Raw genomic sequence first — 23694 nt, forward strand, 5'->3', positions numbered from 1 at the left:
CTGTCGGGCAGGCGACAGACTGGGGCGGGCCCGCCGGGCATGCTGGGTCATCCCTGACGGAGGAACAACAATGAAAAACCTCGTTGAACATCTGAGTCAATACGCCAGCTACCACCGTGATCCGCGCAATATCGCCACGCACTTCGTTGGCATCCCGATGATCGTGGTGGCGGTGACCGTGCTGCTGTCGCGGCCGGGTGTCGAACTGGGCGGGTTGTGGCTATCGCCGGCGTTGCTGGTGGCGTTACTGTCGATGGGGTTCTACTTGCGGCTGAACCTGAACCTGGGCGTGCTGATGACCGGGCTGTTGCTGTTATGCCTGTGGGCCGGGAAAGTGCTGGCGCTGCAGAGCACCGGGGTGTGGCTGGGAGCCGGGCTGGGGCTGTTTTTCGTGGGCTGGGTGATCCAGTTCGTCGGGCACTACTACGAGGGACGCAAGCCGGCGTTCGTCGACGATGTCAGCGGGCTGATCGTCGGGCCGTTGTTCGTGGTGGCGGAGTTGGCGTTCATGTTCGGGCTGTTGCCGGCGTTGAAGGCAGACATCGAGCGGAACGCGGGGCCGGTTCGTGTTCGGCAGAAGAAAGCGACTGCCTAACTTTGTGGGAGCGGGTTTACCCGCGATTGCAATGGTGAATTCACCGACGTAATCGCGGGTGAACCCGCTCCCACAGGGTACGCGTCGTTCTTAGGTACGCGATTCGACCCCAAGCTCATCCCACACCGACTCAGCCAGGTGGAAGGTGGCATTGGCCGCGGGAATGCCGCAGTAGATCGCGCTTTGCATCAGCACTTCCTTGATCTCGTCGCGGGTTACGCCGTTGTTGGCGGCGGCGCGCAGGTGCAGCTTGAGCTCTTCGTTGCGGTTCATGCCGATGAGCATGGCGATGGTGATCAGGCTGCGGGTGTGGCGCGGCAGACCCGGGCGGGTCCAGATATCACCCCAGGCGTGCCGGGTGATCATTTCCTGGAACTCACTGTTGAATTCGGTGAGGTTGGTCAGGCTGCGATCGACATGGGCATCGCCCAGCACCGCACGGCGAACCTGCATGCCGGCGTCGTAACGTTGTTTCTCATCCACGGGTACAGCTCCTCAACGGGCCAGCAGGAAATCGATGACGCGGCGGCTGAACGGCTCGCCCACTTCGACGTTGGACAGGTGGGCGGCATGGAACTCGGCGTATTCGGCACCGGGCACATGCTCCTGGATGAACAGCCCGCCCGATGGCGGCGTGACCGCATCGGCGGTACCGGAAATCACCAGCAGCGGCGCCTTGATCTCACCGAGTCGATCGCGAAAATCGGCATCGCGCACGGCCGCGCAGTTAGCCGCGTAGCCTTCGGGCGAGGTGGCCGCGAGCATATCGGTGATGCGCTTGGCCGACTCGGGATTGGCTTCGGAATACGCCGGGGTGAACCAGCGCGCGATGGATGCATCGCGCAGGCCGACCATGGCCGCCTCGCGGTCACGCAGCACGGTTTCGATCCGCGGGTTCCAGACCTCGGGCGAAGCGATCTTCGCGGCGGTGTTGCACACCACCAGGCGGTCCAGGCGCCCGGGGGCGTTGATCCCCAGCCACTGGCCGATCAGGCCGCCCATGGACAGGCCGCAGAAATGCGCCTTGTCGATCTCCAGCGCATCCAGCAGCGAGAGCACGTCGCGCCCCAGTTGCTCGATACTGTACGGCCCTTCGGTGACCAGCGACTGGCCATGGCCACGGGTGTCGTAGCGCAGCACACGAAAGTGCGCGGCGAACGCCGGGACCTGGGTGTCCCACATATGCAGGTTGGTGCCCAGCGAGTTGGACAGCACCAGCACCGGTGCGCCTTCAGGACCGTCGAGCTGGTAATTCAGAACGCCATCGGCGAGTTGTACGCTTCCCACAGCAGCCTCCTTCAGGCTTTGAATCGTTGATGTTCGGCCACTGCACGCTCGACCCAGGCCTTGGCCTGGCCGAGGTAGTTGGCCGGGTCGAGCAGGCGGTCGAGTTCTTCGGCGGACAGTTCCGCGCTCACCTGGGCATCGTCGCCGAGCACGGCGCGCAGGTGACGCTGTTCGGCCACCGCACGCTTGCAGCAGGTTTCCAGCAGATGGTGCGCATGGTCGCGCCCGAGGCGCTGGGCGAGGACGATACTGACGGCCTCGGCCAGCACCAGGCCCTGGGTCAGATCGAGGTTGCGGCGCATGCGCTCGGCATCCACTTCCAGGCCCTCGGCAATGATCCGCGCCTGACGTAGCGCTCCCGAGACCAGGCAGCAGATTTCCGGCAGGGTTTCCCATTCGGCATGCCACAGGCCGAGGCTGCGTTCGTGCTCCTGAGGCATCGCCGAGTACAAGGTGGCGATCAGGCCGGGCACGCGGGTCGCGGCACCGATCAGCACCGCCGCGCCAACCGGGTTGCGCTTGTGCGGCATGGTCGAGGAACCGCCCTTGCCCGGCGCCGACGGCTCGAACACCTCACCGGCTTCGGTCTGCATCAACAGGCTGACATCGCGGCCCATCTTGCCCAGGCTGCCGGCGACTAGGCCGAGGACCGAGGCGAATTCGACAAGACGGTCGCGCTGGGTGTGCCAGGGTTGTTCCGGCAAGCCCAGCTTGAGCTGGTCGGCCAGGGCCTCGGCGATCGGCAGCGCCTTGTCGCCCAGCGCCGCCAGGGTGCCGGAGGCACCGCCGAACTGCAGGGTCAGCAGACGCGGCTTGAGTTCGGCCAGGCGCTGGCGGCTGCGGTCGAGGGCGCCGAGCCAGCCGGCGATCTTCATGCCCAGGGTTACCGGGGTCGCGTGCTGCAGCCAGGTGCGCCCGGCCAGCGGGGTGTCGGCATGAGCGCTGGCCTGTTTGGCAAGCACGTCGGTCAGTTGTGCCAGCTCGTCTTCGATCAGGGCCAGGGCGTCGCGCAGTTGCAGGACCAGCCCGGTATCCATTGCATCCTGGCTGGTAGCGCCCAGGTGCACATAGCGCTCGGCTTCGGCCACACCGCTGGCGATGACCTTGCCCAATGCCTTGACCAGCGGGATCGCCGAGTTGCCGGCGCTGCCGATGGCCTCGGCCAGTGCAGCAAAATCGTAGCGTTCGGCCTGGCAGGCCATTTCGATGGGCGCCACCGCTACCGCCGGGATTACCCCGACGGCGGCTTCGGCGCGGGCCAGGGCGGCCTCGAAATCGAGCATGCCCTGGACCCGGCCACGGTCGGAAAAGATCTCGCGCATGGCCGGTGCGGTGAAGTAGGCATCGAACAGCTGGTTGCCCGGACGTGGTTGCATGTCTGGTCCTTCAACAGGACGCGCTGCGCGCAGCGCGTCGATAGGTCAATGATCGTGGTGCAGGTACGCGGCCTGTTTCGGCAGGCGCAGGCTGAACAGGAAGGCAATCGCCATCATCGCGGTAACGTACCAGTAGAACGCGTTTTCAACATGGGCAGCCTTCAGGCTCAGGGCGACGAACTCCGCCGAACCGCCGAACACCGCGTTGGCCACGGCATAGGCCAGGCCAACACCCAGCGCCCGGACCTGGGGCGGGAACATCTCGGCCTTCACCAGGCCGCTGATGGAGGTGTAGAAACTGACGATGGCCAGGGCCAGGGTGATCAGCACGAAGGCCAGGAACGGGCTGGTCACGGTTTTCAAGGCCATCAGGATCGGCACGGTGAACAGCGTGCCCAGGGCACCGAACAGCAGCATCGAATTGCGCCGGCCGATACGGTCGGACAGCATGCCGAACAGCGGCTGCATGCACATGTACAGGAACAGCGCGCCGGTCATGATGAAGCTGGCGGTCTTGGCGCTCATCCCGGCGGTGTTCACCAGGTACTTCTGCATGTAGGTGGTGAAGGTGTAGAAGATCAGCGAGCCGCCGGCAGTGTAGCCAAGTACGGTGATAAAGGCCGCGGCGTGGTTGCGGAACAGGCCCTTGATGCTGCCGGCTTCCTTGTCGCTACGGGTTTCGGCACTGCTGGTTTCCTCCAGCGAGCGGCGCAGCAGCAGGGAGATCACCGCGGCGATGGCGCCGATCACGAAGGGAATCCGCCAGCCCCAGGCACGCAGTTCGTCCTCGGTCAGCAGCTGTTGCAGGATCACCACCACCAGCACCGCCAGCAACTGGCCGCCGATCAGGGTTACGTACTGGAAAGAGGCGAAGAAACCACGTTGGCCACGCAGGGCCACTTCACTCATGTAGGTCGCGGTGGTGCCGTATTCGCCGCCGACCGACAGGCCCTGGAACAGCCGCGCCACCAGCAGCAGCGCCGGAGCCATCACGCCGATGCTGGCGTAGGTCGGCAGGCAGGCGATCACCAGCGAACCGGCGCACATCATCAGCACCGAGATCATCATCGAATTCTTGCGGCCATGGCGGTCGGCAATGCGGCCGAACAGCCAGCCACCGATCGGGCGCATCAGGAAGCCCGCGGCGAACACGCCGGCGGTATTGAGCAATTGCACCGTGGGATCGTCGGACGGGAAGAACGCGGGGGCGAAATAGATGGCGCAGAAGGCGTAGACGTAGAAGTCGAACCATTCGACCAGGTTGCCCGAGGACGCACCGACGATGGCGAAGATGCGTTTGCTGCGTTCTTCGCCGGTGTAATAGCTTGAGGTCATGACTGCATACTCCTGGAGTGTATTAACGAGTCTAGACACACCCGGTAACACTCTCGTTCCGCCTGACAATCACCCCGGACGACCGGCCTTGCGTGGAGGCCGTCCGTCCGGGGTCATTGGTTTTACACGCGCTCGATGGCCAGTGCGAGGCCTTGGCCGACGCCGACGCACATGGTCGCCAGGCCTTTGCGGCCACCGGATTTTTCCAGTTGGTGCAAGGCGGTCAGGATCAGACGCGCACCGCTCATGCCCAGCGGGTGGCCGAGGGCGATGGCGCCGCCGTTCGGGTTGACCTGCGGCGCGTCATCGGCGAGCCCCAGGCCGCGCAACACCACCAGGCCCTGGCTGGCGAAGGCTTCGTTAAGCTCGATCACATCGAAATCGCTGACCGCCAGGCCCAGGCGCTCGGTGAGCTTGAGCACCGCCGGAACCGGACCGATCCCCATTACCCGGGGTGCCACACCGGCACTGGCCATGCCGAGCACGCGGGCACGCGGGGTCAGCCCGTGTTTCTTCACGGCTTCGGCGGAGGCGAGGATCATCGCGGCAGCACCGTCGTTGACACCCGAGGCATTGCCGGCGGTGACGGTCTTGTCCGGGCCATTGACCGGTTTCAGCTTGCTCAGGATTTCCAGGGTGGTGTCCGCGCGCGGATGCTCGTCATGCTCGACCACGGTCTCGCCCTTCTTGTGGGCAATACGTACCGGGACGATCTCCTCGGCAAAGAAACCGGCGGCATGTGCCGCCGCGGTGCGCTGCTGGCTGCGCAGGGCAAAGGCGTCCTGGTCGGCGCGGGAAACGTTGTAGTCGTCGGCGACGTTATCAGCGGTTTGCGGCATGGCGTCTACGCCGTATTGCGCTTTCATCAGCGGGTTGATGAAACGCCAGCCGATGGTGGTGTCTTCCAGCTTCATGTTGCGCGAGTAAGCGCTTTCGGCCTTGCCCATGACGAACGGTGCACGGGACATGGACTCTACGCCGCCGGCGATGGCCAGTTCCATCTCGCCGCTGGCGATGGCGCGGAAGGCAGTGCCCACCGCGTCCATGCCCGAAGCGCAGAGACGGTTGAGGGTCACGCCCGGCACGCTCTCCGGCAGTCCGGCCAGGAGCAGCGCCATGCGCGCCACGTTGCGGTTGTCTTCACCGGCCTGGTTGGCACAGCCGAGGAAGACTTCGTCGATCTGGTCCCATTGCACGGTCGGGTTGCGCTCGATCAGCGCCTTCAGCGGGACTGCCGCCAGGTCGTCGGCGCGCACGCCGGCCAGCCCGCCGCCGAAACGGCCGATGGGTGTACGAATGGCGTCGCAGATAAATACATCACGCATCAAGGCTTCTCCTGAGTTCCGGCGCTGTGGGCAGGGTGGTATGGAGATGAGAGTACGGCGGGGGTTGGAGCGGTTCAATCCGATAATCGGCATAGAGTTCGATTATCGAACGGATTGTTGTGGCGGGTTTGAGGGCCTATCGCTGGCAAGCCAGCTCCCACAGGGTGTGGGAGCTGGCTTGCCAGCGATAGGCCCTCAAGGGCAATGAAGATCAGCGATCAGGTCGCATCAGCATGGCTGACCACACCCTTGACGATCACCGCCACGGTGGCCAGGCCTGCCGGAATCACCAGCGCCGTCAGCACCTGCTCGAAGTTCCAGCCCAGGCCCAGCAGGGTCGCGCCCATCCAGGCACCGAGGATGGCGCCGAAGCGACCGATCCCGAGCATCCACGACACACCGGTCGCCCGCCCCTGGGTCGGGTAGAAGCGTGCCGCCAGCGAAGGCATCGCCGATTGCGCGCCGTTCACGCACATGCCGGCGATCAGCACCAGGGTCGCGAGCAGTGTGATATTGCCCAGGCTCTGCCCGACCGCGTAGGCGAACACCCCGGCCAGCAGGTAGAAGGTGCCGATGACCTTGTGCGGATTGAAGCGGTCCATGGCCCAGCCGACGCCCACTGCACTGAGCACGCCACCGAACTGGAACAGCGCGCCGATGAACGCAGCCTGCTCCATGCTCGCACCGCTGTCGCGCATCAGTGTCGGCAGCCAACTGGTCAGCAGGTACACGATCACCAGACCCATGAAATAGGTCAGCCACAGCAGCAGGGTGCCAATGCTGTAGGTACCGGAGAAGATCACCGCCAGCACGTTGCGGCTCTTGACGGTCTTCTGTTCCGGCACGCTGAAGCTGCTGGCCTGGGCTACGGTGGCCGGCTCGATCGGGGCAAGGGTCTTGCGGATCTTGTCGATGCTACGGTTGCGCACCACCAGGAAGCGGGCCGACTCCGGCAGCCAGAACACCAGGACTACCGCCAGCACTACCGGCAGCAAACCGCCAATCAGCAGCAGGCTGTGCCAGCCGTAGGCCGGGATCAGCTTGGCGGAAATGAAACCGCCACCGGCCATGCCCAGGTTGAAACCGCAGAACATGCTGGTCACCAGCAGCGACTTCAAACGCTCGGGTGTGTACTCCGACAACAGGGTCGTGGCGTTTGGCATGCCGGCGCCCAGCCCCAGGCCGGTCAGGAAGCGCAGTACCAGCAACTGGTCGACATTGGTGCTGTAGGCCGAAGCCAGGCTGAAGCCGCCGAACACCACGACCGCACCGACCAGCACTACCTTGCGGCCGAAACGGTCGGCCAGCGGCCCGGAGCCCAGGGCACCGAAGACCATGCCGATCAACGCGGCACTCATCACCGGGCCGAGGCTGGCGCGATCGATGCCCCAGTCCTGGGACAGTGCCGGAGCGATGAAGCCCATGGCAGCGGTGTCCAGGCCATCGAGGAATACGATCAGGAAACAGAGGATCACTACCCGCCACTGATAACGCGACAAGGGTTGGGCATTGATGAAGGACTGGACGTCCAGGGAAGTTCCGGTAGCAGCGTGCGGGCTGTTCATTGTTGTTATCCGATAAATCAGGCGAGCAGGCGCGAGCGCGTCTTGGCTAAACGCGAAGCGCGGGTCTGGACAAGGACGATCTGGTAAAGCGTAAACGAGTGATCTAGCCGGTGCGGCTAGGGATGGATGTGCGGGTCATGGACTGTGCCTCTCGCTCATTATTATTGACGGACCGGTCAGGCCGGCCGTTGCGAGCGACATTAATAAGGGCCGCGAAACCGCGCAATTCGATAAACGCATCAGTGTGCGTTTATCGAACAGGTTTGCATGCCTTTCAGGCGAAAAGCTGGGCGCTGAGATCGCGACTGGCGGCGATCATGATCGGCAGGAAACGCTGCTCCAGCTCGCTGCGGCTGACCCTGCCGGCATGCGTACTGACGTTCAGCGCCGCCAGCACCTGCCCCGAAGCATCGTAGACCGGCACGGCGATGGAGCGCAGGCCTTGCTCCAGTTCCTGATCAACGATGCACCAGCCTTGCTGGCGGACCACCTGCAGGCATTCGAGCAGCGCTTGCGGATCGTGGATGGTGCGGCTGGTCTTGGGCTGCAGGTCGGCGCGATCGAGGTATTCATGGAGGCTGGCGTCGTCCAGGGCAGCGAGGAGAATGCGGCCCATCGAGGTGCAGTAGGCCGGAAGGCGCCCGCCCACCGACAGGTCCACCGATATCAGCCGCTGAACGGTGGCGGACCGGGCTATATAAAGGATGTCGTCGCCTTCCAGGGTCGCCATGTTGCAGGCTTCATGCAGTTGGTCGCTCATGCGGTCCAGGTACGGCTGGGCGGAAACCGCCAGCGGCGTAGACGACAGATAGGCGTGGCCCAGGGTCAGGACCTTGGGCAGCAGGGAATAGGTGCGCCCGTCGGTGGTGGCATAGCCCAGCTTGATCAGGGTATGCAGGCAGCGCCGCACCGCCGCCCGGGGAATCTCCGTACGGTGGCTGATCTGGGCGATGGTCAGGTGTCGCTTGCGCTCCTGGAATGCCTGCACCACCGCCAGGCCACGGGCCAGGGAAGTCATGAAATCCGGATCGCCGGTGAACGCCTGGATGCGCCTGGCTGGCGACGCCACGATAGGCGGCGCCAGTGACGAGAATGAATTGCGTACCTGGTCGCTCAAACCTGAACCCTTCGGGGCTGTTTCATCGCTCATGACTCACCTCGGTCACACTCTCACGAGGGCGATTATCGAACCATCGACCGATAATCGCAATTGACCAAACGCCATAATTGCTTATACCTTTCCTTCGCCCTTGTGGCTTCTTGGAGAGACTGGTCAGGTACCCACCGTAGAAGTCCCGGGTACGGCCTCGCCCACCAGCGAGGCCGTTTTTCTTTGAACCCGTAACAAGCGGTTCTTGCATATATATTGTTTTACGTAACAAAGAGGGAAACAAAGTCCCTTCTTTTAATGTCCTGATTCTTCTACCCCATAATTGGACGTATCCATCTTCCCTTCACTTGCTATACTCGGGCAACGATGTCGCCCGTCCGGGCCTCGTCGATATGGATTCCCTGTTGGACTTGCCGAATCCCCGTGTCAGGCGCAACCCTGCGCCGACACCAGACGAAAGTCTGTTGCTACGACAGCCTTTATCAACTCTGGCAACCGTAGCCGCGCGCGCGTGACGTCACCTCAGTACTAACGCCTCGCGTAAGCCAGCGTAACTTGATCGACAGGTAGCACTGTGACGAAAGACGAACTGCGCGCGGAACTTGAGCGCCAGGAACAACGTTTCAAGGAAGTCTATGGTGGCGAAGTCACCACCTATGCCGCGCAACCCGAACCGGAACGCAAGCCCTGGCGCAAGCGTGCCACGGTGATGGACCAGGTATTCGCCGAAGAACTGCGCAAGATGGAACAGGAAAAGGACGGCAAGCCCGAGGAGACTTGAGCCCCGACGCCGACCCGTTCCGGACCGCAACGGTACCTGTCCATGCAGGTACCCCGGCGCCTGCATCAGCTATTGAAGATGAAACCGTAATGGTTTCTGACAAATTTCATACGTTCGTTTGAAATTTTTCTGACATCAAGAATTCACGATTTTCATACCAAATAGTCGCTTTCTCGTGGATTTTAGCCGCGTTTTTCTTCCAGCCACTCGTCCGAACGGGTGAACCTGCGGCACTCTGCTGCCCTCCACCCGTCAGCAGCCAGTGCATTGATTACGGGGGATTTCTGGCATAATCGCGCCCCCTTATGACCGGGTCAGAAAACCTTCATGATCGAATTATTCAGCGGACTTGATGCGTGGGTACTGGTGAGCCTCATCCTCGCCTTGACCTTCGTACTCGCCTTCGAGTTCATCAATGGCTTTCATGACACCGCGAACGCGGTAGCGACAGTCATCTACACCAAGGCCATGCCCCCGCAACTGGCGGTCTTCGCCTCCGGTGTCTTCAACTTCCTCGGCGTGCTGCTCGGTGGTGTCGGTGTTGCCTATGCCATCGTCCACCTGTTGCCGGTGGAGTTGCTGATCAACGTCAACACCGGGCACGGCCTGGCCATGGTTTTCTCGCTGCTGGCCGCCGCCATCGCCTGGAACCTGGGCACCTGGTATTTCGGCATTCCGGCTTCCAGTTCCCACACCCTGATCGGTTCGATCCTCGGCGTCGGCCTGGCCAATGCACTGCTCAACGACATTCCCTTGGGCGATGGCGTCAACTGGCAGAAAGCGATCGATATCGGCATGTCCCTGGTCCTTTCGCCCATGGCCGGCTTCCTGGTCGCCGCGCTGGTGCTGCTGGGCCTGAAATGGTGGCGTCCGCTGTCGAAGATGCACAAGACGCCGGAGCAACGGCGCATGCTCGACGACAAGAAGCACCCTCCTTTCTGGAACCGCCTGGTGCTGGTCATGTCGGCCATGGGCGTGAGCTTCGTGCACGGCTCCAACGATGGCCAGAAAGGTATCGGCCTGATCATGCTGGTACTGATCGGTATCGTTCCGCAGCAATTCGTTCTTGACCTCAACAGCACCACCTACCAGATCGAGCGGACCCGCGACGCCACCCTGCACCTGAGCCAGTTCTACCAGCGCAACCACGAAACCCTTGGTGAGTTCCTGGCTCTGGGCAAGGCTGCCAAGGGCGATCTGCCTGAGCAGTTCAGCTGCAACCCGCACCAGACCGAGCCGACCATCGCCGCGCTGCAGCAATCGCTGGAAGGCGTCGCCGACTATCGCGCGCTGAGCGCCGAGAAGCGTGTCGAAGTGCGTCGTTACCTGCTGTGCCTGGACGACACCGCGAAGAAGGTCGGCAAGCTGCCGGGCCTGGAGGCTCGCGAGAAGTCCGACCTCGACAAGCTGCGCAAGGACCTCACCGCCACCACCGAATATGCGCCGTTCTGGGTCATCCTGGCCGTTGCCCTGGCCCTGGGCCTGGGCACCATGGTTGGCTGGAAGCGCGTCGTGCTGACCATCGGCGAGAAGATCGGCAAGCAGGGCATGACCTATGCCCAGGGCATGTCGGCACAGATCACCGCGGCGTGCGCCATCGGCATGGCCAACGTCTTCAGCCTGCCGGTATCGACCACGCACGTGCTGTCGTCCGGTGTGGCCGGAACCATGGTCGCCAATCGCAGCGGCCTCCAGGGCGGCACCGTACGGACCATCCTGCTCGCCTGGGTGCTGACCCTGCCGGCGTCGATGGGCCTGGCGGCCGGGCTGTTCTGGTTGTCGACGCGGTTCGTTGGCTGATTTGCAGAGAATTGAAAAAGGCGCCTCTACAGGCGCCTTTTTTATTGCCCTCTCGGGCCTCATCGCTGCGGTGCGGCGGTCCGACAAGCCAGCTCCCACAGGTTTCGCGGCGTACACAGAACCTGTGGGAGCTGGCTTGCCAGCGATGAGGCCCTCAAGAACAACACATCACTTGCGCTTGCCGCCCAGCAAAGACCCCATCAACCCCCGCACCAACTGCCGCCCGAACTGGTTCGCCGCCTGCCGCACCGCCGACTTGATCGCCTGTCCTGCCGCACTCTGCAGGAACTCCCCGGCCTTGTCCGCCAGGCTCTCTTCTTCCTTGGCGGCTACCACCGGCGCCTCGCCCTTGCGTGCCATCAGGATTTCATAGGCCGATTCGCGGTCGATCGGTTTGTCATAACGCCCCGCCAATGGAGACCCGGCCACCAACGCCGCCCGCTCCGCCTCGCTCAAGGGACCGATCCGCGACTGTGGCGGGGCGATCAACACGCGCTGCACCATCCCCGGCGTGCCTTTGTCCTGCAAGGTGCCCACCAGCGCTTCGCCAATTCCCAGCTCGGTGAGCACCGTGAGGGTGTCGAACGCCGGGTTGGGCCGGAAACCATCCGCCACCGCACGCAGCGACTTCTGCTCCTTGGCGGTAAAGGCGCGCAAACCATGCTGAACCCGCAAGCCCAACTGGGCCAGCACATCATCCGGCAGATCAGTTGGCGACTGGGTCACGAAGTACACGCCCACGCCCTTGGAGCGAATCAGCCGCACCACTTGCTCCAGCCGATCCTGCAAGGCCTTGGGCGTGCCGTTGAACAGCAGGTGCGCCTCGTCGAAGAACAGCGCCAGCAATGGCTTGTCCGCATCACCGCGCTCCGGCAACTGTTCGAACAGCTCCGCCAGCAGCCATAAAAGGAAGGTGGCATAGACCTTGGGCGACTCGTGAATCAGGCGGCTGGCATCGAGCAGATGAATACGCCCGCGTCCGTCCGGTGCAGGGTGCAACAGATCTTCCAGTTGCAGTGCCGGCTCGCCGAACAGCGCCTCGGCGCCCTGCTGCTCCAGGGTCGCCAGGCGTCGCAACAAGGCCTGGGTCGATCCGCTGGTCATCAGCGCGGCGTCCTCACCCAACACTTGCGGGTTGTCCTTGAGGTGCCCGAGCAACGCCTTGAGGTCCTTGATATCCAGGAGCAACAAACCTTCCTGATCCGCCACCTTGAAGGCGGCATACAGTGCAGCCTGCTGGCTGTCATTCAACTCCAGCAGGTTGCCCAGCAACAGCGGCCCCATTTCACTCAAGGTGGTACGCAGCGGATGACCGGATTGACCGTGGATATCCCACAAGGTCACGGGATAGGCCTGGAGGCGATGGTTCAGCCAGGACATCCCGGCAATGCGCTCGGCCACCTTGCCTTGGGGATTGCCCGCTGCGCCCAGGCCACAAAGGTCGCCCTTCACATCGGCGGCGAACACTGCCACGCCGGCATCGCTGAAAGCTTCCGCCAGGCGTTGCAGGGTTACGGTCTTTCCGGTGCCGGTGGCACCCGCGACGAGGCCGTGCCGGTTGGTCAGGCGCAGGGCCTGGGAAACCGGCTGTCCGTCAAGGTCTGCACCCAGAACGAATTGCGTGGAGTCCGGCATGTTTTTTCATCCTCCATATAAAGCTTTTGTGTGAATCAGCCGATATCAAAGTGTGATTGATCGCTCGAAAAACAGGAAATCCCCGATAAGGACATGGGACCTCTCTCTGACTCTCATCAGCGACTCCGTGCGAACCACCCGGATATTCAAGACCTTAGCGGACCCAACACGCCATGAATAAAAATCTCCGTTTCAGCCACAAGATATTGTTGGCTGCCTCACTGATCGTGATGCTCGCGTTCAGCCTGTTCACCTTGTACAACGACTACTTGCAGCGTAATGCCATCCGGGAAAACCTGGAGAACTATCTCGGCGAGATGGGCGATACCACGGCGACCAATATCAAGAATCTTTTTGATGGCCGCATTCTGCTGGTAGAGAACGCGGTGCAGAACATCGCTGCCGATCCACAGAACGTCGGCACCGTGCTCGGCCAGAAAGCACTGACATCCAGCTTCCTTACTACCTACATGGGCCATCCGAATGGTGATTTCACCATTCGTCCGCAGTTGAAGATGCCCGATGGTTACGATCCGCGTGCTCGTCCCTGGTACAAGGACGGCCTGGCCGCCGGCAAGACCATCCTGACCGAGCCCTACATCGATATGAGCACCGGCAAGATGGTGATCTCCATCGTCACCCCGGTATCCGCGCAGATCGGCGTGGTCGGTGGCGACCTGGCCCTCGATGGCCTGGTGGAAATCATCAACTCGCTGAATTTCGGCGGCATGGGCTACGCCTTCCTGGTCAGTGATCAGGGCAAGATCCTCGTTCACCCGAACAAGGACCTGACCATGAAGGCCATGAGCGAATTGTTCCCGAGCAACACCCCACGCCTGGACAAGAAGCCGGTGGAAGTGGAAATGGACGGCAAGCCGACCATCCTCAGCTTTACCCCCGTCAAAGGCCTGCCTTCGGCCAACTGGTATATCGGCCTGGCTGTAGACAAGGACAAGGCCTACGGAATGCTCAGCAAGTTCCGGACATCGGCAGTGATCGCCACCATCATTGCGGTGGGCTTCATCATCGGCCTGCTGGGCCTGCTGATCAACGTGCTGATGCGTCCGCTGCATACCATGATCCGCGCGATGGAAGGCATCGCCCAGGGCGAAGGCGACCTGACCCGTCGCCTGAGCATTCACAACCACGACGAATTCGGCATGCTCGGCAAGGCCTTCAACCATTTCGTCGAACGTATCCACCAGTCGATCCGCGAAGTGGCCTCGGCCACCGAGCATGTCAACGAGGTGGCCCTGCGCGTGGTCGCGGCCTCCAACTCGTCGATGGTCAACTCCGATGAGCAAAGCAACCGCACCAACAGCGTTGCCGCGGCAATCAACCAGCTCGGTGCCGCCGCCCAGGAGATCGCCCATAACGCTGCCCAGGCTTCGCAACAGGCCAGCTCGGCGCGTCATCTGGCCGAGGAAGGCCAGCAGGTAGTGGACCGTAGCATTCAGGCGATGAATCGTCTGTCGGACATGATCTCGACCTCCAGTACCCACATCGAGACGCTGAACAGCAAGACCGTGAACATCGGCCAGATCCTCGAAGTGATCACCAGCATTTCCCAGCAGACCAACCTGCTGGCGCTCAACGCCGCCATCGAGGCGGCACGCGCCGGCGAGGCCGGGCGCGGCTTCGCGGTGGTGGCCGACGAGGTGCGCAACCTGGCGCACCGCACCCAGGAGTCGGCGCAGCAAGTGCAGAACATGATCGAAGAGTTGCAGGTCGGTGCCCGCGAGTCCGTGGAAACCATGAGCCAAAGCCAGCGCCACAGCCACGACAGCGTAAGCATCGCCAACCAGGCGGGCGAGCGCCTGAGCAGCGTGACCCAGCGCATCGGCGAGATCGACGGCATGAACCAGTCGGTGGCCACTGCCACCGAGGAACAGACCGCCGTGGTCGACTCGATCAACATGGATATCAGTGAAATCAACATGCTCAACCAGGAAGGTGTCGAAAACCTGCAATCGACCCTGCGCGCCTGCGCAGACCTGGAGCAACAGGCCGGTCGCCTGAAGCACCTGGTCGGCAGCTTCCGCATCTGATCCCACCGCCCCGTCCGGCGGCAGATTGCCGCCGGACCCTGCCGTAACAATTCGAACAAACTATCCTTGTCCAGGGTCAACCTTAAGGCACGTAACTGCGGCTTGCCTGCGCCGCATGACTGTCCGAAAGAAGATCCGGGAGGGATGCTGATCGTGCATATCGCTGACATCACCATGTTCTACGCCCCTGCCAGCGGCGGAGTGCGTACCTATCTTGATGCCAAACACCGCCGCCTGGGCCTTGCACCGAATGTTCGACACAGCCTGCTGATTCCCGGCGCCAGCGCGCGCCACCACAACGGAATCCACGAGGTACCCGCCCCGCCGCTGCCATTCGGCAACGGCTACCGTTTTCCGCTGCGCCTGGCGCCTTGGTGCAATGTCCTGCGCGAGCTGCAGCCCGACCTGATCGAGGTCGGCGACCCCTACCTCACCGCCTGGGCTGCGCTGGATGCGCGTCGCCGGCTGGACGTGCCGGTGATCGGCTTTTATCACTCCGATCTGCCGCTGCTGGTCAGCAACCGCATGGGCAATTGGTTTACCCCCAATGTCGAAGCCTATGTCAGCAGGCTCTACGGCAATTTCGACCGGGTTCTCGCGCCTAGCCAGGTCATGGCCCACAAGCTGCGCAGACTTGGCATACGTGATGTGCATGTGCAGCGCCTGGGCGTCGACCTGGAGACCTTCCATCCAGAACGCCGCGACCCTGGACTGCGTGCCGAACTCGGGCTGAGCGACGATACTCGCCTGCTGGTCTTCGCCGGACGCGGCTCGCGGGAAAAGAACCTGCCGGTGCTGCTCGACTGCATCCAGCGCCTCGGCAAGCCCTGGCACCTGCTGCTGGTGGGCTCGCATATGCCCGCCAATGTGCCGGACAACGTCACGGTGTTCGACTGCTTCCGCCCGGCCAGCGAAGTCGCCCGGCTGCTGGCCAGCGCCGACCTGCTGGTGCACGCCGGCGACCAGGAAACCTTCGGCCTGGTGATTCTCGAAGCCATGGCCAGCGGTACTCCCGTGGTCGCGGTGGCCGCCGGGGCCTTTACCGAGATCGTCGATCCAGGCTGCGGCCAGCTTTGCCAGCCGGGTGACGGCCAGGCCATGGCCAATGCGGTGCGCGAGGTCTTCGAGCGCGGCACCCATGAACTCGGGCAACAGGCACGGCGGCATGTAGAGCGGCACTACAGTTGGGACAACGTGGTCAGCGGCCTGCTTGCCCATTACCGCGCGGTGCTCGGCTACAGCGACCTGCCGGTACGCGCCCATGCATGAGCGCCTCGCTGCCGGCCGTAGCGTGCTGCTGGTACTGCACGACGTAGCGCCGGAAACCTGGCCGGACTACCAGCCCTTCGTCGAAGCCGTGGACGCCCTGGGCGAGGTGCCCATGACCCTGCTGGTGGTCCCGGATTTCCACAAGCGCAATGCCCTGGAGCAAGACGCCGGGTTTCGCCGGATCATGCAACGACGGCTGGTGCGTGGCGACGAACTGGCCCTGCACGGTTATTACCACGCCGACGATGGGCCCGCCCCGCGCTCGCTTCGCGACTACTTCATGCGCCGCATCTACACTTGGGAGGGCGAGTTCTACGGTTTGAGCGAAGCCCAGGCATTGCAGCGCCTGGAAGCAGGGGTCGAGCTGTTCCAGCGCCTGGACTGGCCACTGACCGGCTTCGTCGCCCCCGCCTGGCTGATGAGCGAAGGCACCCGCCAGGCACTGCGCCAGCTACCGCTGCATTACACCAGCGACCCGCAGCATCTCTATCGACTGCCGGACTTCACCGCGATCAAGGCTCCGGGGTTGGTGTGGAGCGCACGCAGCGCCTGGCGCCGGGGCTTGTCGAAAGCCGTCAGCACAATGCAGGAGCGACGCATGCACGGTGCCAGCACCCTGCGCCTGGGGCTGCATCCGGTGGATATGCGTCATGACTTTTCCCGCAATTATTGGCTGGATACTTTGCAGCGCCTACTCGCCGACGGGCGTACGCCCATGACCAAGATGGCGTGGCTGGCCAGCAGGCCGGTGCCGTGAACCGCTTCGGCTGGCTGCTGGCAGCGCTGGTGATGGCAGCGCTGGTGCCGGTCCTGCTCGGAGGCAGTGACCTGCTGCCTCGCCTGCGCGGCTTTCCTCCAGGGCTGCTGCTGGCATTGTTCGGCATGATCGTCCTGTGCTGGGCGCTCAATTCGTTGCGCCTGCGCTTGTTGCTGGGCAGCCAGGGCGAGAAGATCGGCCGCCTGCGCAGCCTCGGGGTGGTCATGGCCACGGAGTTCGCCATCTGCACCACACCCGGCGGCAGCGGCGGCCCGCTGACCCTGATGGCCCTGCTCTCGCGGGATCGTGTACGGCCGGCCCACAGTGGCGCGGTATTCGCCATGGACCAGTTGAATGACCTGCTGTTTTTCCTCTGCGCCGTTTTCGCGATCGTCATCTATACCCTGTTTCACAGCGTGGGGCGTAGCCTTGAAGGCATGCTGCTGGGCAGCGCGCTGCTGATGCTCGCGGTACTGGGCATGGGTATCGGGTTGCTGCGCTGGCGGCGCGACTGGATGCGCTGGAATGGCCGCCTGCTGAAGAAACTGAATGTACGCAGCGCAACGCGGCGGCGCTGGGCAAGACGACTGTTGCATTTCTTCCGGGCATTCCGGGCGACCTTGCGTCTGCCGCGCAGGGTGCTGGCCCTGGTGTTCATGCTCACCTGCCTGCACTGGGCGCTTCGCTACAGCGTGCTTTACCTGGTCCTGGCGGGGCTGGGGGGCAACCTGCAGTGGGTGTCCAGTTTCCTGGTCCAGGTGCTGTCGTTGAGTGCCGGGCAATTCAGCTTGCTGCCGGGCGGCGCGGGTGCGGCGGAACTGACCTCTGCAACCTTGCTGACACCGATGGTCGGCAAATCAACGGCGGCGGCCGCGGTGCTGGTCTGGCGGGTTGTTACCTACTATTTCTACCTGGTCGCCGGCGGGCCGGTCTTCCTCTGCCTGCTGGGCAAGCCGCTGCTCGAACGGATCAGCGGCCTGCGCCGCTAACTGTGCCTGCCACAGCTCGGCGGCACCGGGGAAATCGGTGCCGTCCTCGCTGCCCAGGGCATCCGGGTCATAACGGCTGAGACAACCCTCGCCCAGAGTAGGCGGGGGATGGGCCGCAGCCTTGTCGAGCGGATCGGCCATGGCCTCAGTTGAACACCACGGTCTTGTTGCCGTGCACCAGCACGCGGTCTTCCAGGTGGTAACGCAGGCCACGGGCCAGGACCATCTTTTCGACGTCACGACCGAAACGAACCATGTCCTCGATGCTGTCGCTGTGGCTGACACGTACCACGTCCTGCTCGATGATGGGGCCGGCGTCCAGCTCTTCGGTAACGTAGTGGCAGGTCGCGCCGATCAGCTTCACACCGCGCAGCGAGGCCTGGTGGTACGGCTTGGCACCGACGAAGGATGGCAGGAAGCTGTGGTGGATGTTGATGACCTTCTGCGCGTATTCCTCGCACAGCTGCGGCGGCAGGATCTGCATGTAGCGCGCCAGCACCACCACATCCGCACCATGCTCCTTGACCAGGCGCGAGACTTCGGCGAACGCCGGCTGCTTGTCCTTCGGGTCGACCGGAACGTGGAAGAACGGAATGCCATGCCACTCGACCATGCTACGCAGATCGTCATGGTTGGAAATCACGCAAGGGATTTCGCAGTCCAGCTCGTTGCTGTGCCAGCGGTGCAGCAGGTCGGCCAGGCAATGGGACTCGCGGCTGGCCATGAGCACGACACGCTTTTTCTGGTCGGTGTCGGTAATGCGCCAGGTCATGGAGAACTCTTCGGCGATCGGCGCGAATGCCTCGCGGAACGCCTCGATGCCAAACGGCAGGGTATCGGCACGGATTTCGTGGCGCATGAAGAACCAGCCGCTCAGGTCATCGGAATGATGGCTCGCTTCGGTGATCCAGCCATTGTGGGACGCCAGGAAATTACTGACTTTGGCGACGATGCCGACACGGTCGGGGCAGGCTATCACCAGCCGATAGGTACGCATGCAGGGGGCTCCAGAACTTCGCAAAGGCGCACATTCTAACGACTGCCGGGCAAAACTTCAGTATCCATGTGACGTCCGGGGAGCCGCTGCATCTGGAGCAGCGGCTGTCGGCCCGGTCTCGGAAAAGCGACATTGAATTAGTTGCGAATTTCACCCGACGGGAGTTGTAAAGTGCCAGCGCCACAATCGATGCCGGGAATAAACAATCAAACGTGCAGCACTTCAATGTTTACTTGAGCAAATTGTCTGACTATTATTGCCCCACTGTTACCCAGAACTCCCAATTTGCAAGGAACGACTCATGTCCCTGATCAACGAATATCGCGCCACCGAAGAAGCCATCAAAGAACTGCAAGCCCGCCTGAAGAATCTGTCCGAAGACAACAAGCTGCAACAAGAGCTGGAGTTCGAAAAGAAGCTGCGCGATCTGATGGGGACCTACGGTAAATCCCTGAAAGACATCATTGCCCTGCTGGACCCGGACGCCAAGCTGAACAAGGCGCCACGTGGCGCTGCAGTTAAACCCGCCGGCACCAAGCGCGCTCGCAAGGTCAAGCAATACAAGAACCCGCACAACGGTGAAATCATCGAAACCAAAGGTGGCAACCACAAGACCCTCAAAGAGTGGAAAGCCAAGTGGGGCGGTGACGTTGTAGAAGGCTGGGCTACCCTGCTGGATTGATTTGCGCCTCTACCAATAAAAAACGCCGGCATGCCGGCGTTTTTTATTGGGCGGTCTTTACATTGCTTACATTCCCAGCCGCTGGCGCAGGCCATTGGCGTGTGCACGCCACGCTTCAAGCAAGGCCCGCTGCGCGCCATCGGCCGTAGCCAAAGCCTCCTGCAGCGCGGTTTCAAAGGCGGCGAGGGTATGCGGCGCGCCCATCGCTTCGTCATTAAGCCGCTGCTGGCAGAATGTTCTCCATTGCACTTGCTCCGTTTCACTGAGGCTCGCCGGAAAGTTCCTGGCCCTATATCGGAACAATAACTCTGTCAGACGCGGATCGTCGAACATCCACTGCCCACTCGCCAATTGCTGAGGATCGGCCATGCGTACCTGCTCGCACAGACGCCGGTCGCGGTCACCGAAAAATCCGTCATACAGCTGCTGCTCGGGATCTTCACCAGGGGCAAATTCCCTGCCTTCATAAATTGACGTCAATTTATTTTCCCACTGCTCCCGCACGGCAATCAGCTGTTCACCACGGCGTAGCAATTCGGACATATCGAGGCCCAGGCGGAGCTGATCCTGCTTGCGCAATACCGCCAATGGCGCCACCACCGGGCAGCGATTGATGTGCAACAACTTGAGAGGAACCGGCAATTGTCCTTCAGGCATTTCCTCGCGACGCATGTATAAACGCTGGCGCAATACTTCGGAATCTTCCTTCAACAACGGTGCAATATCCTGGTGCAAGTCACAAACGATCAGGGCATTGCGATTGGCCGGATGCCAAGCCAGCGGCAGCACCACGCCAAGATAATTACGCGCCGCCGAAAAACGTCCGGAAATATGTACCAAGGGCTGCAACAGACGGATCTGATCGAGGACTTTATGTTTGCTGCGCAGCTCGAACAGCCACTCATAGAGGCGCGGTTGCTTTTGCCGGATCAGGCGGGCCAGGGCGATGGTTGCGCGCACGTCCGACAAGGCCTCGTGTGCCTGGCCGTGATGGATGCCGTTGGCCGCGCTGAGCAGTTCCAGGCGCAGGCTGACCTGGCCATTCACCTGCGGCCACTCGATCCCCTCGGGACGCAGCGCATAGGCCGTGCGCACCGTGTCGATCAGATCCCAGCGGCTGTTGCCGCCCTGCCATTCACGGGCATAGGGATCGAAGAAATTGCGGTACAGGCTGTAGCGGGTCACTTCATCGTCGAAGCGCAGGGTGTTGTAGCCGGCGCCGCAGGTACCGGGACGAGCCAGCTCGGCATGCACCCGGGTCATGAAGTCGGCTTCGGCCAGGCCATCACGGGCCAGTTGCGCCGGAGTGATCCCGGTGATCAGGCAGGCGGCCGGGTGCGGCAGGATATCGTCGCTCGGCTGGCAGAACAGGTTGACCGGCGCTTCGATCTCGTTGAGGTCCAGATCGGTGCGCACGCCGGCGACCTGCAAGGGCCGGTCGCAGCGTGGATCGATACCGGTGGTTTCGTAGTCGTGCCAGAAAATGCTGGAGGTCACGGCGATTCATCCTGAACGGTAAATCGCCGAAGTCTACCTCATGCCGATGTCGGCAACGGCCTGAAGCTGAAGTAGTTGAACAGGGCCGCCACCAACTGGTCGTACTCCCGGGGTGCCTGCAGCAACATGAACCCCGAATCGTAGAAGCCGGGGCTTTCGTCCTCGTGGCACCACAGGCAACTGGCGGTGATGTTGATGCGCTGCCAGGCACCGGCCTTGGCGGGAATGCGCAATTGCAGTTCGAAGTCGGGGCCGACCAGCAAAGGCAGGGTGCTGATCAACATGAGGCCGTCCTCCGATGCGTAGCCCAGGTAGCCGATGGGCTGATCGGTGAAACGGTTGTAGACCTTGAGGAAGCTGGGGAGCAGGTGTCGCTCGATTCGGCGCTCGGTATACATGGCAATGGGTCGCAATGGATAACCCTTAGAGCAGGGTCGCGCTAGTGCCGTCTTGTACAGGTGCACGCTGGTTGTACACAGTCTGTTTCACTCAGAGTAGCGCAGACCGGAGCAAGGCATCCAGCGCAAATTGGCCCCCCGTCGCCTCACCGCAACGGTGCGAGCGGGGCCGGGCGCGGGGTCGCGGCCTCGCCCTCGCGATAATGTCCAAGCTGTTCAAGCGTTTGCAGGCGCGCACGGGCCCGGTAGGCGTATTCGTTCTGCGGGTACTGCTGGATGATGAATTTGTAGGTCTGCGCCGCGTCGACGAACAGCATCTGCCGCTCCAGGCACTGGCCACGCAGCAACGCCGTTTCCGGCCAGATGAACGGTCGCGCGCGACTGGTGCGATCGACCTGCGACAACTCCAGGGTGACCCGCTCGCAATCGCCACGGTCATAGGCCCGGTAGGCATTGTTCAGATGGTGGTCCATGGACCAGCGGGTGCAGCCGACGACGCTGGTCGCCAGCGCCAAGACAATCAGGGCTCGCATGGGAATTCTCCTTTGATGGACTGTGTATCGGCGCCTCAGCGGAATTCTTCAACCACGAAACTGCAAGACCCACTCTTGCTTGTAGCTTGAGGCTTGTAGCTTGCAGCTCCAGCGCCCGTTCAAACGCCCGCCCTGCCCCCTCCCAAGGTAGTGCAAAGGAACAATGACTACAGCGTTTTTCAGGAGTAGCCTTTCGCTGCGCTTCACTACAGGAGTCTGTGCATGACCATCCGCCGTACCAAAATCGTCGCCACCCTCGGCCCCGCCAGCAATTCACCGGAAGTAATCGAACAGCTGATCCTCGCCGGCCTGGATGTCGCCCGCCTGAACTTCTCCCACGGCACCCCGGACGAGCACAAGGCGCGTGCCCGGCTGATCCGTGACATCGCTGCCCGCCACAATCGCCACGTGGCGCTGCTGGGCGATCTGCAGGGTCCGAAGATCCGCATCGCCAAGTTCACCAACAAACGTATCGAACTGAAGGTGGGCGACCGTTTCACCTTCTCCACCGCGCACCCGCTGACCGCTGGTACCCAGGAAATCGTCGGCATCGACTATCCGGACCTGGTAAAGGACTGCGGCGTCGGTGACGAACTGCTGCTCGACGATGGCCGCGTGGTCATGCGCGTCGAAACCGCCACCGCCGACTCGCTGCACTGCGTGGTGCTGATCGGCGGCCCGCTGTCCGACCACAAGGGCATCAACCGCAAGGGTGGCGGCCTGACCGCCCCGGCCCTGACCGAGAAAGACAAGGCCGACATCAAGCTCGCCGCGGAAATGGACCTGGACTACCTGGCCGTGTCCTTCCCCCGTGATGCATCGGACATGGAATATGCCCGCCGCCTGCGCGACGAAGCCGGCGGTACTGCCTGGCTGGTGGCCAAGATCGAGCGCGCCGAAGCCGTGGCCGACGACGAGACCCTCGACGGCCTGATCCGCGCCAGTGACGCGGTGATGGTGGCCCGTGGCGACCTCGGCGTGGAAATCGGCGATGCCGAGCTGGTGGGCATCCAGAAGAAGATCATTCTGCACTCGCGCCGCCATAACAAAGCGGTGATCGTCGCGACCCAGATGATGGAGTCGATGATCCAGAACCCGATGCCGACCCGCGCCGAAGTGTCCGACGTGTCCAACGCCGTGCTGGACTACACCGACGCGGTGATGCTCTCGGCCGAGAGTGCCGCCGGTGCCTACCCGCTGGAAGCCGTGCAGGCCATGGCGCGAATCTGCCTTGGCGCGGAAAAGCACCCGACCAGCAAGACCTCCAGCCACCGCATGGGCACCCAATTCAGCCGCTGCGATGAAAGCATCGCCCTGGCTGCCATGTACACTGCCAACCACTTCCCGGGCGTCAAGGCGATCATCGCCCTGACCGAAAGTGGCTACACCCCGCTGATCATGTCGCGAATCCGCTCCTCGATCCCGATCTTCGCCTTCTCCCCGCACCGCGAAACCCAGGCCCGCGTTGCCCTGTTCCGCGGGGTCTACACCGTGCCGTTCGATCCGGCAGCGCTGCCGGCGGAAAAGGTCAGCCAGGCCGCGGTGGACGAGCTGCTCAAGCTCGGCGTGGTCGAGCAGGGTGACTGGGTCATCCTGACCAAGGGTGACAGCTACCACACCATCGGTGGCACCAATGGCATGAAGATCCTGCATGTCGGTGATCCGCTGGTTTGATGTTGCTGCTGTGAATGAAAACGCCCGGACTTGAGCCGGG

The 23694-nt window shown here is 62.7% G+C and carries 21 protein-coding genes; 9 read left to right on the forward strand and 12 right to left on the reverse strand.

Annotated features, from left to right (window positions below):
• Positions 1–70: 70 nt before the first annotated feature.
• The gene (locus tag N7650_RS10275; protein WP_009401182.1) at positions 71–595 is read left to right on the forward strand and encodes an Mpo1-like protein; all 525 of its coding nucleotides are present in this window, start codon (positions 71–73) and stop codon (positions 593–595) included.
• A 90-nt stretch (positions 596–685) separates the two neighbouring features.
• On the opposite strand, the gene pcaC is transcribed toward N7650_RS10275, so the two are convergent.
• The 7 genes from pcaC to pcaR form a co-directional block, all read right to left on the reverse strand.
• Positions 686–1078: a 4-carboxymuconolactone decarboxylase gene (gene pcaC / locus N7650_RS10280; RefSeq protein WP_009401183.1), complete on the reverse strand. Its 393-nt coding sequence runs from the start codon at positions 1076–1078 to the stop codon at positions 686–688.
• A gap of 12 nt (positions 1079–1090) precedes the next feature.
• On the reverse strand, positions 1091–1882 hold the full coding sequence (pcaD, locus tag N7650_RS10285; protein WP_279898088.1) for a 3-oxoadipate enol-lactonase: 792 nt from the start codon (positions 1880–1882) through the stop codon (positions 1091–1093).
• An 11-nt stretch (positions 1883–1893) separates the two neighbouring features.
• The gene (locus N7650_RS10290) at positions 1894–3258 is read right to left on the reverse strand and encodes a 3-carboxy-cis,cis-muconate cycloisomerase (RefSeq protein WP_279898089.1); all 1365 of its coding nucleotides are present in this window, start codon (positions 3256–3258) and stop codon (positions 1894–1896) included.
• Between the two features lie 45 nt (positions 3259–3303).
• Positions 3304–4593: an MFS family transporter gene (locus tag N7650_RS10295; protein WP_009401186.1), complete on the reverse strand. Its 1290-nt coding sequence runs from the start codon at positions 4591–4593 to the stop codon at positions 3304–3306.
• A gap of 122 nt (positions 4594–4715) precedes the next feature.
• The gene (pcaF, locus tag N7650_RS10300) at positions 4716–5921 is read right to left on the reverse strand and encodes a 3-oxoadipyl-CoA thiolase (protein WP_279898090.1); all 1206 of its coding nucleotides are present in this window, start codon (positions 5919–5921) and stop codon (positions 4716–4718) included.
• Between the two features lie 215 nt (positions 5922–6136).
• Positions 6137–7483, reverse strand: coding sequence for an MFS transporter (locus tag N7650_RS10305; RefSeq protein WP_279898091.1), 1347 nt, complete (start codon positions 7481–7483; stop codon positions 6137–6139).
• Between the two features lie 274 nt (positions 7484–7757).
• Positions 7758–8633 (reverse strand): pca regulon transcriptional regulator PcaR, encoded by an 876-nt coding sequence (gene pcaR / locus N7650_RS10310; protein ID WP_170394293.1) that lies wholly within the window; start codon positions 8631–8633, stop codon positions 7758–7760.
• Positions 8634–9168: 535 nt separating this feature from the next.
• Between pcaR and N7650_RS10315 the strand changes: the two genes are divergently transcribed.
• Together N7650_RS10315 and N7650_RS10320 are read left to right on the forward strand one after the other, a co-directional pair.
• On the forward strand, positions 9169–9375 hold the full coding sequence (locus N7650_RS10315; protein ID WP_009401190.1) for a hypothetical protein: 207 nt from the start codon (positions 9169–9171) through the stop codon (positions 9373–9375).
• 327 nt (positions 9376–9702) lie between these two features.
• Positions 9703–11175: an inorganic phosphate transporter gene (locus N7650_RS10320; RefSeq protein WP_009401191.1), complete on the forward strand. Its 1473-nt coding sequence runs from the start codon at positions 9703–9705 to the stop codon at positions 11173–11175.
• 168 nt (positions 11176–11343) lie between these two features.
• Here the strand turns inward: N7650_RS10320 and N7650_RS10325 are convergent, their stop codons facing one another.
• Positions 11344–12810 carry a helicase HerA-like domain-containing protein gene (locus N7650_RS10325; RefSeq protein ID WP_279898093.1) on the reverse strand — a complete coding sequence of 489 codons (1467 nt, stop codon included), beginning with the start codon at positions 12808–12810 and terminating at the stop codon, positions 11344–11346.
• 173 nt (positions 12811–12983) lie between these two features.
• Here N7650_RS10325 and N7650_RS10330 point away from each other — a divergent pair, with 173 nt between their 5' ends.
• From N7650_RS10330 to N7650_RS10345, 4 genes are all read left to right on the forward strand, one after another.
• A complete protein-coding gene (locus tag N7650_RS10330) occupies positions 12984–14858 on the forward strand; it encodes a methyl-accepting chemotaxis protein (protein WP_279898095.1) in 1875 nt (624 codons plus the stop codon).
• A 144-nt stretch (positions 14859–15002) separates the two neighbouring features.
• The gene (locus tag N7650_RS10335) at positions 15003–16127 is read left to right on the forward strand and encodes a glycosyltransferase family 1 protein (RefSeq protein WP_009401194.1); all 1125 of its coding nucleotides are present in this window, start codon (positions 15003–15005) and stop codon (positions 16125–16127) included.
• Positions 16120–16884, forward strand: a complete 765-nt coding sequence (locus N7650_RS10340; RefSeq protein WP_009401195.1) for a polysaccharide deacetylase family protein — start codon at positions 16120–16122, stop codon at positions 16882–16884. Before N7650_RS10335 ends, N7650_RS10340 begins: the two co-directional genes overlap by 8 nt.
• On the forward strand, positions 16881–17873 hold the full coding sequence (locus tag N7650_RS10345; RefSeq protein ID WP_037060739.1) for a lysylphosphatidylglycerol synthase transmembrane domain-containing protein: 993 nt from the start codon (positions 16881–16883) through the stop codon (positions 17871–17873). The genes N7650_RS10340 and N7650_RS10345 overlap by 4 nt, the downstream gene beginning before the upstream one ends.
• A gap of 145 nt (positions 17874–18018) precedes the next feature.
• Here the strand turns inward: N7650_RS10345 and purU are convergent, their stop codons facing one another.
• Positions 18019–18870: a formyltetrahydrofolate deformylase gene (gene purU / locus N7650_RS10350; RefSeq protein WP_009401197.1), complete on the reverse strand. Its 852-nt coding sequence runs from the start codon at positions 18868–18870 to the stop codon at positions 18019–18021.
• A 301-nt stretch (positions 18871–19171) separates the two neighbouring features.
• Between purU and mvaT the strand changes: the two genes are divergently transcribed.
• The gene (gene mvaT, locus N7650_RS10355; RefSeq protein ID WP_009401198.1) at positions 19172–19552 is read left to right on the forward strand and encodes a histone-like nucleoid-structuring protein MvaT; all 381 of its coding nucleotides are present in this window, start codon (positions 19172–19174) and stop codon (positions 19550–19552) included.
• A gap of 66 nt (positions 19553–19618) precedes the next feature.
• Here the strand turns inward: mvaT and sbcB are convergent, their stop codons facing one another.
• The 3 genes from sbcB to N7650_RS10370 form a co-directional block, all read right to left on the reverse strand.
• Positions 19619–21049 (reverse strand): exodeoxyribonuclease I, encoded by a 1431-nt coding sequence (gene sbcB / locus N7650_RS10360; RefSeq protein ID WP_279898099.1) that lies wholly within the window; start codon positions 21047–21049, stop codon positions 19619–19621.
• 38 nt (positions 21050–21087) lie between these two features.
• Entirely contained in the window at positions 21088–21447 is a 360-nt protein-coding gene (locus tag N7650_RS10365) for a hypothetical protein (RefSeq protein ID WP_009394753.1), read from the reverse strand.
• Between the two features lie 146 nt (positions 21448–21593).
• Complete coding sequence (locus tag N7650_RS10370) at positions 21594–21980, reverse strand: hypothetical protein (RefSeq protein ID WP_009394752.1); 387 nt, start codon at positions 21978–21980, stop codon at positions 21594–21596.
• Positions 21981–22202: 222 nt separating this feature from the next.
• Here N7650_RS10370 and pyk point away from each other — a divergent pair, with 222 nt between their 5' ends.
• On the forward strand, positions 22203–23654 hold the full coding sequence (gene pyk / locus N7650_RS10375) for a pyruvate kinase (RefSeq protein ID WP_009394751.1): 1452 nt from the start codon (positions 22203–22205) through the stop codon (positions 23652–23654).
• Positions 23655–23694 lie beyond the last annotated feature (40 nt).

It is taken from the genome of Pseudomonas sp. GD04058 (genome assembly GCF_029836855.1).
Classification (GTDB): Bacteria; Pseudomonadota; Gammaproteobacteria; order Pseudomonadales; family Pseudomonadaceae; genus Aquipseudomonas; species Aquipseudomonas bharatica.